Source organism: Desulfosporosinus sp. Tol-M2, assembly GCF_059735615.1.
In genome coordinates, this window is sequence record NZ_JCAIJG010000170.1 from 1 (window position 1) to 9,892 (window position 9,892).

A 9,892-nucleotide genomic window follows, 5' to 3' on the forward strand; every position below is an offset into this window, starting at 1 on the left:
CTTGAGCGACAGGTAATAATCATAGAGCAAAAAAAGCGTGTGCCTTTTATTCCCCAAGAAAATGAAGAAAAAGGCATCCATGTGGTTGAGTTTTCAAGAAATCGTAATGTCGGTAGATACGGATTCTTGAATGACATTTATAACACGGAAGACATTTAGTTTTTTTAGTTCTAAACAAATAGCAAGGAGATAAAAAATGCGTGTGAGCTATGAGAAACTATGGCACATTTTATTGAGTAAACAAATGACAAAGGAAACGTTCAGGAAAAAGTGCGGCCTCAGTTCAAATACGATCGCCAAACTTGGGAAAGGACAAAATGTCACTACGGATGTGCTTGTGAAAATATGCAAGACACTCGATTGCGACATCTCAGAGATTATGGAAGTATTACCAGACGAGCCGACCAAGTAAAAAATCGTTTCAAGAGATAATCGATGCTTTAAAAGTCAAGAAAGGAGCATATATGACCATTGAGGAAATTCTACGTTCAAATCTAACCGTCGATCAATATAATGCCGTAGTGGACGAGTCTCAGCACATTCTATGTTTGGCTTGCGCCGGTTCTGGGAAGTCTCGTACACTAGCTTATAAAATTGCCTACTTGGTGTCCAAAGGAGAGACACCAGAATCCATCGTCGCCTTCACCTTTACTGAGAAGGCTGCTGAGTCCATTAAACGTAGAGTCGCCGAGGCTCTGCGAAATTTTGGGTTGTCCGAAAATTTTATCGGTGCGATGTTTATTGGAACATTGGATTCTTTTTGCCAAAAGCTACTCGGAGACATCAACGCCAAATATCGGCAGTACGACATCCTAGATAGAAACGGGCTCATTCTCTTCTTAATGTCCCGCTTCCATCAAATCGGGCTGAAACATGGTGAAGGGCGCTACTTCAAAGAGAATATTCTTCCGATTGCCGACGCTTGGCAGACGATGAACAACGAGAACATTGACTTGGCAGATATCGAGCAGTACGATGCTACGCTGTTTAAGCGTCTGACAAAGCTGGGAGAAGTCCTTGACCGCGACGGCTATATGGATTTTTCATTCGCCATTCGACTCGGTGTACATGAGTTAAAGAAGATAACTGACAAGGCGAATTCCTATATCGCAAAATTCAAATACCTCCTTGTCGATGAGTACCAGGACATCAACCCTATTCAAGAGGACTTTATTAAGACGTTGGCGAGCCACCTCGATATGCTTCTTGTGGTGGGCGACGATGACCAGTCCATTTATGGTTGGCGAGGCGCAAATGTACAGAACATCCTGACGTTCAGTAAACGCTATTCAGATGTCGCCGTCCATCGCCTTTTAGTAAATTTCAGAAGCACGGCCGCTATCGTCGACGGTGCGAATAACTTTGTTCAGCGCACCATAAGTCTTGTACGCCTAGGCAAGGAAATCAAATCGCATTCCGACGGCAATATCCAGGATTTGCGTAAACTATGGTTCGACGACCGCGAAGAGGAGGCTGAGTGGGTAGCACAACGTATTGAGAGTCTCATTGGAACGAAATATGTGGAAGGCATCAACCCTGACGGTTCGGAAAAGTGCCGCGGTCTTACATACGGCGACTTCGCTATTTTACTGAGGTCGATACATAACAGCAATGGAGATAATAGGGACAAGCAATTTGCCGAGGCACTAATACGGCATGGTATCCCGTTTAAAACGACTGGCGAAGGGGGCATCTTTGACCGGCCATATGCAATTTGTGTTCAACAATCAATGGAATTACTTCGTGAGGCAGGCATACCGCGAGAGGCGGCATTGGACTTTTTTGACAAAACCATACTGCCAATATTTCCACACGCCAATGAGAGCAAGTTTATCGCGGTGCTAAACAAGTGGCATCAAAACATCCATGCCTCGACATCCTCAGCTCGCCGCAAGGTTTACCCACAGGAGTTTCTGCACGATCTTGTCGACGTTTTTAACGTTCGTGATTTTGAGGACGAAACCGCATTGCGCGACCTTGGCCTTTTTAGCAAAATCATCCTTGATGTCGAGAAAACATATACCAGTATCGATTCCTCATATAGGTATGCGGAAATGCTAAACTTTATCTCCAATATTGCTATGAACAGCTATGAGTTGGAGTCGATTGATTACCTCGTGAAAGAAAATGCGGTGGACATTTCCACGATACATAAAGTTAAAGGGCTTGAATATCCTGTGGTCTTTGTCGTCGATTTAATAGCGAGCCGTTTTCCGCACAGGAATGCCACCTACAACGGTAAACTTCCGCATGACCTTATGCTTGCGGCCATTGACCGCGGAGCCTACGGTACGAGGCTCGAGGACGAAGCACGCTTATTTTACACGGCGATCACTCGTGCCGAGAGGTGTCTTTACCTTTCGGGCAGTACGCATCACCCTGATTTGAAACGAGCATGTAAGCGCTCGGCGTTTATCGCGGACTTTACGCATTCAATGTTACGCGAAGATGATAAAACACTTGATGCGCTCGCCGAGGAAATCGAGCCGCAGCCGCGCTTTGACGAGAGTGAATTTCCGACGGATTACTCCTCGGTAAAGAGTTATTTGACCTGCCCCTACTCCTACAAACTCGCCACGATAATGGGCTACAACGCTGCTGTTCCTGAACTTTTCGGTTTCGGCAAAACGAGTCATACTATTTTGGAACGTCTGCATCAGCGGTTCAAGGACAGAGCACCTTCTGCGGAGGAAGTAGCGGAAATTGTAGAGTCCACCTTTATGCTGAAGCACGTTTTTCCAAGTAACGACCCTATAAACCGTCCCGGCTCGTATGAGCGGGCAAAGACTCTTGTACAGAGAATCTTGACGGAATACTCGCAACGGTACTCCGCCGACTTCGGTCGCCTGCGGCAGGACGAGGCGCGGTTTGAAATTTCGGTTAAAGACGCTCTTATAACGGGCGCGATAGACCTCTTATTACTGGAAGACCCACAGCGTGGAATTGTCACGGCGGACGTTATCGACTTTAAGTCGATGGAAACTCCGGAGGATGTCGCCCTCCTATGATTGGCGCGATATGTCCATCCAGGTACAATTATACTCCCAAGCGGCGAAAGAGGTCATCGGTAAGAACGTGGAAACAGGGTATATCCATACGCTGAAAGACAACCGCAGGACCTCTGTCCCCGTGGATACAGAGTCTGTGGATAGCGCCATCGGCGTAATCGAATGGGCCGTCAGAGGAATTCTCGACGGCGATTTCCCAATGCGAGCCTGCCCGCAAAACTGCGGAAATTGCGATTTTAAAGCAATGTGCGCGCAGAAGAGGCAGGCGTTCAAAAACGAAACACAACCCCCGCAAATCAACACTCCTGCGGGGTTAAAAACAATAGCCGCTTTTGAAAGCAACGACGGAGGCGGTGGTGTATGAGGTTTAAGTTTGAAGCAATAGATATATTTTCAGGTTGCGGCGGTGTGTCCTGCGGTCTGACCTCCGCTGGATTCAAGGTGAAAGCCGCCGTTGAAATTGAAGATAACGCTGTGGATACCTACCTTGGATATCTCCCGCTTGCGCATGTAAACGTGCTGAGGGGAACAGAAAACGGTGACATCTGCAAAATAAGGGGCAACGCTATTCTGGAAGCCGCCGGAATAAAGAAAGATGATATTTACCTCTTCGCAGGTTGTCCGCCGTGCCAGAATTTTTCACGGCAAAACCCGAACAATACAAAAAAGCCCTTAGAGGAGCGCAAAAAGTTGCTGTTCGAGTTTTTACGAATTATCGAAGAGTTGGAGCCGCCGTTTATCCTGATGGAAAACGTACCCGGCATTAAAACGGACAGCAACAAGGAAATACTCGATGAATTTCTCACTCGCCTGAGAAAGAAGTATGTGGTGGTGGACGATATTCTAAATTCCGCCGACTACGGGGTTCCGCAAATTCGCAAGCGTTTTGTGCTTCATGCGGTTCGTATTGACATCCATAATGAATTGATCGAAAGCGGGTTCGAATTTGGACTCCCCAAAGCAACGCACTCCGGAAAAGCGGGCGACGGTCTGCCGCCTTGGCGAACGGTACGCGAAGCCATTGGAGACTTGCCGGCAATTGGAGCGGGCGAATCATACGAAGACCCCGAAGGGCGAATACACAATCATAAGTGCGCAAATCTGGACGATATTAATATTCGGCGCATTCGAGCTATCCGTGCCAACGGTGGTTCTCGCGATGGATTACCGGATAACTTGATTTTGAAGTGCCATAAGAAGAAAGACGCCGAGGGCAACGTCTTCTCCGGGCATAAGGACGTTTATGGCATAATGGACGCCGATAAGCCTTCTCCGACAATGACGGGAGGTTGCCTGTGTTATTCGAAAGGGCGTTACGGGCATTATGAACAAGACAGAGCAATTTCAGTTCGGGAAGCGGCGCGTTTGCAAACATTCCCGGACAATTTCGTATTCAGCGATTCGCTGACGGCGGCGGCTTTGCAAATTGGCAACGCAGTACCAATTGATCTCGTGAAGGCGAGCGGAACTGTGCTGAAACAGGCAATGTATATCATCAAGGCAAAAAGGAGCAAGGAAAAACATGGCTAACTTTTTTGAAATACTATTGGAAGTTCTTAAAACAGATGAGCGTTTCTTTACGGAAGATGGAACACTGCTCCGCAACAAGGTTTATGAATCCGCCATGAATATGGATGCTGGGCTTATCGGTTTGCTTCTTAGCAACGACGACACAAAAAAGCGCTTCTTTGCGGAGGTAAACGGCATCTTCGTCTTCGACAAAGTTGGTTTTGGATGGGTGGTAAACAATCGCCAATTTCTGCCCGATAGCTACACGCGCTTCAAGAATCGTATTGGCTTGGTTGACTCTCACGGTGACCTTGTTTCTGCGTCGAACGATGTGGTGCTTTCGTTTCCCTACAAGGATTGCGTCCTTGAGGGTGGACAAACGAAGGATGACCAAAAGCACGACGAAGTTTTCTATAATGCTACCCTCGCCCCAGACGAGGTGGACAGACTGCTCTACCCAAAGGTGCTGGTCGGTGCACGGCGCTATACCGCAGACGGCATCGAGGAACGTGCGGCATTCGATGGTAGAGACAACCTCATCATTAAAGGGAATAACCTTCTTGCCATCGCCTCACTTTTAAAGCGGTATGAAGGCAAGATTAAGTGTATCTACATCGACCCACCGTACAATCCGTCTAGTCAGGCGAATACATTTGCATACAACAACACGTTTAACCGCTCTACATGGCTGGTATTTATGAAAAACCGTTTAGAAATTGCCAAACGGTTGCTTAAAAATGACGGTGTTCTTATTGTAGCTATTGATAAAAACGAGCAACCTCGCCTGCAAATTTTGATTGAGGAAACATTTCCCAATAGTGATGTTGACTGCATTACTGTTGTTCATAATGCTCGTGGGGCAATTGGAACGAATTTTTCATATACACATGAATACGCTATTTTTGTTACACCTAAAGGCAAAAAAACCATTGGAAATAGAAAAATAGAAAAAGAGGAAATTGATTGGCGTCAACTTCGTGATAGAGGTGGAGAATCGTTGCGTACGGATGCAAGGAATTGCTTTTATCCGATAATTGTTGAAAATAGTAAAGTTGTGGGCTTTGGAGATGTTTGTGCAGATGATGAGCACCCGAATCAGAATGAAAAACATGGAAATCAAATTTATGTTTATCCAATAGACAATAATGGTGTTGAGCGTAAATGGCGTTATGCAAGGCAAACTGTTGAAAGTATAATAAATGTTTTACGCATCAAAGAAACTACAGACGGGCTTGGTATTGAAATAGGGAAAGATTTTGGGACATACAAGACAGTTTGGACAGACAGGAAATACGATGCAAGCTTAAATGGGACACAGCTATTGAAAAGTATTTTGCCTAATACGAAATTTACCTATCCGAAATCCATTTACAATGTTATTGATTGCGTAAATGCCGTTGTCGAAAATGACAAAGACGCGATTATTCTTGACTTTTTTGGTGGTAGCGGAACTACTGGTCACGCCGTTATGGAGATAAACAAACAGGATGGCGGACATAGGCGTTTCATATTGGTTGAGCAGATGGACTACATCGAGCAAGACACCCTGCCAAGGAATGTGGCAGTTATGAAGTCGATTGCTCCTGAAGCGAGCATCGTTTACACCGAGCTCGCCAAATGTAATTATAGATACGTTGAGGATGTCACGGCGGCAAAAACCGATGCCGACCTGACCGCCCTACTTGAGCGCGTCCTCAACACAGGCTTCATCAGCAGCAAGGTGAACCCCGCAAAGATTTCTGGAGCCGCAGTGGACTTCGAATCACTGTCCACTGAGAACAAGAAGCTCTTCATCTTGGAGCTGCTCGACAAGAATATGCTATACATTAATCTCTGCGACCTTGATGATGAGGAATACGCTATAAGCGATGCGGACAAGGCTTTCTCTCGCAGCTTCTACGGATTGGAGGACAAGTGATGTTCCTTTTTCAGCAGATAGACTCCATCCACGACTTTACGCCGATCGCCTATAAGGAATTGCCGGACCTTATTCCCGACAACCTCAATCCAACGTTCGAGCTGCGTCCTTATCAGAGCGATGCTTTCCGCAATTTTATCACGTTTTATGAGAGCGACAAATGCCCGAATCCGACGCAGGTATTGTTCCATATGGCTACCGGTAGTGGCAAGACGCTCATCATGGCGGGACTAATTGTATACTTATATCGGCGGGGATACCGCAATTTCCTCTTTTTTGTAAACCTTGACAACATCGTCAAGAAAACGAAAGACAACTTTTTAAACACGGCTTCGGCAAAATATCTGTTTGCGGAGCAAATTATTATTGATGGCGAAACGGTCAACGTCAATGAGGTGAGCAATTTCCAAGGCGCAAGCCCGGATGCCATCAACATCTGCTTTACGACCACGCAAGGGCTTCACTCGGATATGTGGTTTCCGAAAGAAAACTCGCCGTCATTTGATGACTTCGCCGATTCTAAGACTGTCTTGATTGCCGACGAAGCGCACCATCTCAACGTAGATACACGACGTGGTAAAGTGGATGCTGCCGAGGAGTCCTTACGTCAGAGTTGGGAAACGACGGTTCGCCGTATTTTCGAAACAAACCGCAATAACCTACTGCTTGAATTCACGGCCACCTGTGACTTGCAAAACCCGTTCATTATGAGCGAGTATGAGAACAAGATCATATTCGATTACCCGCTCCGCAAATTCCGCGAGGAGAAGTATTCGAAGCAAGTACGGGCAATTCGGGCTGACATTGGCTACACGGACCGTATGCTGACGGCATTGATGTTCAGCCAATACCGTTTGAAGGTGTTCCAAGACCATCGACTCTACATTAAACCTGTGGTGCTATTTAAGGCGAAAACAATTGCCGAGAGCAAAGAGTTTGAACAGACTTTTTACAAAATGATTCGTGCGCTCACCGGCACGACCTTGGAACGCATTGTTTCAGCTTCACCGCTTGCGGAGGTCATGCGTATGGCGAACTACTACGCTTCCAAGAGTATCGACTTCGAAGAGTTGGCGCAGGAATTGCGCGAGGAATTTAATCCCGACCACTGTATCTCGGTCAACGATGACAAGGAGGCAAACGAGCGACAGATTCTGCTTAACTCCCTCGAAAGCCGCGACAATCCATATAGGGCTATTTTCGAGGTCAAGAAATTGGACGAGGGTTGGGATGTCCTGAACCTCTTTGACATCGTGCGACTTTACGAAACCCGCGATGCTTCCAAGGGTAAACCCGGTGCAAGCACCATCGCTGAGGCGCAGCTAATCGGGAGAGGCGCACGGTACTGCCCATTCATCATCGATGAGGACGACGAGAAATATAAGCGCAAGTATGACGGAGATGTAGACAACCCGCTTCGTGTCTGTGAGGAGCTATACTATCACTGCCAGTACGACAGCCGTTACATCGACGAGTTGAATAAGGCATTGATTGCCACGGGCATCATGCCAGAGAGCCAGACCGAGGTTCATTACATCCTGAAAGAATCCTTCAAGCAGGACGACCTTTATAAAACAGGCATCGTGTTTCTAAACAAACGCGAGGTCAAAAGTCGCAAAGATATTGTGGAGTTGCTGCCATCCGTCCGCGATAAGGAATACACAATAACCGTAAACACGGGCAAGACAGCGATGGACACTATGATGATGAACGTGCATTCAAACACTACCGTTAAGACGTTTCAGCACAGAACGACGATTAGAAAGGTAGCCGCCTATAACTACTCGATTGTTCATAGCGCGCTCCGTCGTATCGACGTGTTTAAATTCAACGTTCTGCGCGGCTACTTCCCGAACCTGAGATCTCTCAGGGAGTTTATCACAGATAACGCGTATCTCGGTGGTGTGAAAATGCTAATCGAAAGCCGTGACGAAATACCTGCGCCCGAAACCTTCTTCGAAGCCTGTATGTATGTCCTGACGAAAATTGGTGGCGAGATTTCAGCCATCAAGGAAACCTACGAAGGGACGACGGATTTCAGAGATAAAAAATTTAGCGAGGTTTTCCGCAGCAAGACGCTGCACATCACAGACCCACACGGAGAGGGCGAAGGCATCTCGCAAAATGCCCCGTCCATCCGCCCCGAATGGAAAATCAACCTTGGCGTTGCCGATTGGTTTATATTCAACGATAACTTTGGCACAACCGAGGAGAAAGCGTTTGTGGCGTACTTTGCCTCTTATGTGGAGGCCTTAAAAAGGGAATACGAAACGGTCTATCTTGTACGAAATGAAAGACAGCTTGTTCTATATTCCTTTGACGGCGGCGAGCGTTTCGAGCCAGACTATTTGATGTTCCTACGCCGTCGAAATAGTACTGCGTCTGAGCAGTACCAAATTTTCGTTGAGCCGAAAGGCAATCACCTAATAGCACAAGATAAATGGAAAGAGGACTTCCTCTTGCAGATTGAGAGTCGCGGGATTCCGAAAAAAACATTTGCAGACGACAACAAATATTACGTATGGGGCTTCCCATTCTACAATCAGCAGAACAGGATGAGTGAATTCACGAAAACTTTCGAAAAGGTTCTGCCTTCATACGGCGATACTCTGAAAGTCGCAGAAACTCTCGTACCGTATGGCCAGGGAGACGAATAGCTACTAGTACACGACACGAAAGCGAGGTGTGACATATGGCGGACGTGTATGATAAAGAAAAGCGCTCCGCCATGATGCGGAATATTAAAGGAAAAGGCAATAAATCCACCGAGTTGGCACTTATCGCTATCTTTCGTGAGCAAGGCCTAAACGGTTGGCGACGAGGATACCCGGTCAAAGGACACCCTGACTTTGTTTTCCTCAAAGAAAGAATTGCCGTATTTGTAGACGGGTGTTTCTGGCACGGTCACGATTGCCGGAATACGAAGCCAAAAGACAACGAAGATTTCTGGTCGAAGAAAATCAGTGCTAACGTTGAGCGGGATAAAACTATAACGATGATCTTTGAGAACAGAGGTTGGACAGTTCTCCGCATCTGGGAGTGCGAGTTAAAAAAGAAAAACCGAGCAGCACTTATTAAAAAACTAAGTGTGCTTAAAGACTGTGGCGCGTAGACGACAATAAGTGAAAAGAAGCACGGGAGTAAACATATGGCTACGCAAGGCTAGCCTAATATATAATTAACATCATGGTTTGAACATGTATCATACTATTTAATTTTTCTCTTAACCTTTTAATTTTCCTTGGTTACAGCTAAAGGTGGGTGCAAACAGCTCTTTTAGGCTATTGTGTGACAGCAGTATAAGAAAGTTAAAAAAGCAAGGCAGTGTGGGCATCTCGAACCCACCTGTCTTGCTTTTCCTTGTACTATAAGCTTTTCCGCAATCGAATAATTAAAAAAATAAACCAGACATTGTATGAATGTCTGGTTGATTTCCTGGTGGAGGCGAGGGGATTTG

7 protein-coding genes are annotated in these 9,892 nt (G+C 46.3%); all 7 read left to right on the top strand.

The features are described 5' to 3' along the window. Positions 1-196 precede the first annotated feature (196 nt). Genes AC6I5A_RS12680 through AC6I5A_RS12710 form a run of 7 tightly spaced genes read left to right on the top strand, consistent with a single transcriptional unit; the run spans position 197 to position 9,547 of the window. Entirely contained in the window at positions 197-412 is a 216-nt protein-coding gene (locus AC6I5A_RS12680) for a helix-turn-helix domain-containing protein (protein WP_034616624.1), read from the top strand. 52 nt (positions 413-464) lie between these two features. After that, complete coding sequence (locus AC6I5A_RS12685) at positions 465-3,008, top strand: UvrD-helicase domain-containing protein (RefSeq protein ID WP_052168086.1); 2,544 nt, start codon at positions 465-467, stop codon at positions 3,006-3,008. Further along, positions 2,992-3,372 (top strand): hypothetical protein, encoded by a 381-nt coding sequence (locus AC6I5A_RS12690; RefSeq protein ID WP_497900743.1) that lies wholly within the window; start codon positions 2,992-2,994, stop codon positions 3,370-3,372. The genes AC6I5A_RS12685 and AC6I5A_RS12690 overlap by 17 nt, the downstream gene beginning before the upstream one ends. Further along, positions 3,369-4,538, top strand: coding sequence for a DNA cytosine methyltransferase (locus AC6I5A_RS12695; RefSeq protein ID WP_034616627.1), 1,170 nt, complete (start codon positions 3,369-3,371; stop codon positions 4,536-4,538). Before AC6I5A_RS12690 ends, AC6I5A_RS12695 begins: the two co-directional genes overlap by 4 nt. Next, positions 4,531-6,435 (top strand): DNA methyltransferase, encoded by a 1,905-nt coding sequence (locus tag AC6I5A_RS12700; protein ID WP_034616630.1) that lies wholly within the window; start codon positions 4,531-4,533, stop codon positions 6,433-6,435. Before AC6I5A_RS12695 ends, AC6I5A_RS12700 begins: the two co-directional genes overlap by 8 nt. Further along, complete coding sequence (locus tag AC6I5A_RS12705; RefSeq protein WP_497900744.1) at positions 6,435-9,092, top strand: DEAD/DEAH box helicase family protein; 2,658 nt, start codon at positions 6,435-6,437, stop codon at positions 9,090-9,092. The genes AC6I5A_RS12700 and AC6I5A_RS12705 overlap by 1 nt, the downstream gene beginning before the upstream one ends. 35 nt (positions 9,093-9,127) lie before the next feature. After that, on the top strand, positions 9,128-9,547 hold the full coding sequence (locus AC6I5A_RS12710) for a very short patch repair endonuclease (RefSeq protein WP_034616633.1): 420 nt from the start codon (positions 9,128-9,130) through the stop codon (positions 9,545-9,547). The last annotated feature ends 345 nt before the right edge of the window (positions 9,548-9,892 follow it).

Excerpts from the sequence above, each read along its gene's own strand:
- AC6I5A_RS12680 (WP_034616624.1), top strand. The coding sequence starts at position 197 with ATGCGTGTGAGCTATGAGAAACTATGGCACATTTTATTGAGTAAACAA.
- AC6I5A_RS12685 (WP_052168086.1), top strand. The coding sequence starts at position 465 with ATGACCATTGAGGAAATTCTACGTTCAAATCTAACCGTCGATCAATAT.
- AC6I5A_RS12690 (WP_497900743.1), top strand. The coding sequence starts at position 2,992 with ATGTCGCCCTCCTATGATTGGCGCGATATGTCCATCCAGGTACAATTA.
- AC6I5A_RS12695 (WP_034616627.1), top strand. The coding sequence starts at position 3,369 with ATGAGGTTTAAGTTTGAAGCAATAGATATATTTTCAGGTTGCGGCGGT.
- AC6I5A_RS12700 (WP_034616630.1), top strand. The coding sequence starts at position 4,531 with ATGGCTAACTTTTTTGAAATACTATTGGAAGTTCTTAAAACAGATGAG.
- AC6I5A_RS12705 (WP_497900744.1), top strand. The coding sequence starts at position 6,435 with ATGTTCCTTTTTCAGCAGATAGACTCCATCCACGACTTTACGCCGATC.
- AC6I5A_RS12710 (WP_034616633.1), top strand. The coding sequence starts at position 9,128 with ATGGCGGACGTGTATGATAAAGAAAAGCGCTCCGCCATGATGCGGAAT.